The organism is Thalassotalea sp. G20_0 (assembly GCF_017744175.1).
Taxonomy (GTDB): Bacteria; Pseudomonadota; Gammaproteobacteria; order Pseudomonadales; family Endozoicomonadaceae; genus Endozoicomonas.
In genome coordinates this window covers 1-998 of the sequence record NZ_JAGHQV010000257.1, presented here as the reverse complement: position 1 = coordinate 998, position 998 = coordinate 1, and the positions used below count along the sequence as shown (strand labels likewise).

At 51.5% G+C, this 998-nt stretch carries 1 protein-coding gene; it reads left to right on the top strand.

Going from position 1 to position 998, the window contains the following annotated elements:
* Positions 1–998, top strand: a 998-nt coding sequence (locus tag J7438_RS25900) for a hypothetical protein (protein WP_209278915.1), incomplete at both ends; no start/stop codon positions are given.

The following is a 998-nucleotide window of genomic DNA, read 5'->3' as shown; positions in this document are numbered from 1 at the left end:
GGGTTGATGGGTTTGATTTATTTGGTGATGGAGGAACGGTTGCCAACACCACGGCGGTGAACAGCAGGGTCGAAACCTCGGGTAAATTTGCACACGCCAGCATCGGGGGGGGGGATGATGGCTATGGAGCAACGGTTGCCAACACGACGGCGGTGAACAGCTATGTCAATGGCATTAAAGAGAATTTTGGATCTATCTCCAATGATCAGCTTCTTTGCCAAAAAGCAGACCTACGTGTTTTAACAGCCAATTGCTCTTCGAGAACTGAATTTCTGGATGCGCTGGATTTTTCGAACAGTAATGCTTGCCCGGTGAATGCCGCTATAGCATCAACACCCATTACAGCATCAACAGCTGCTAAAGAGCCAACGGCTGCGGCAGCCGCCGCCACAGTGTCAACAGGCGTTACAGCATCAACACCCACTACAGCATCAACAGCCGCTAAAGAGTCAACACCCACTACAGCGTCAACAGCCGCTAAAGAGTCAATACCCACCACAGCATCAACACCCACTACAGCATCAACACCCATAAAAATTAATGATGCAGAAGACCTGGCCAAGATTGGCCGACGTCCCGACTATCCACTGGACGGTACCTATAAACAGACAGCAGATATTGTTGTCACTAAAGACTATCAATCCATTGGCAATGATACCCATCCATTCACCGGGGAGTACGATGGGCAGTGCCGTATCATCAGCGGCCTGTCTGACTGTTTTGTTGACACCCTGGAAGGCAGCATCAGTGACCTTCAGTTTACTCGTGCCAATATAAAAAATTCCGCGAAGCCGACCGGGTTAGCAGCCTGTGTTGTTGATGTTAATGGCACAGTCAGTAATATCCGGGCGGAAAATGTTCATATTGCGGGTTACGATGCAGACGCCGGCATCGGGGGGGGGCGGGTTAAAGGAATGGTTGCCAACATCATGGCGGTGGACAGCACGGTCGAAACCGTGGGTTCGGATGCAGACGCCGGCATCGGCGGGGGGGAGGTT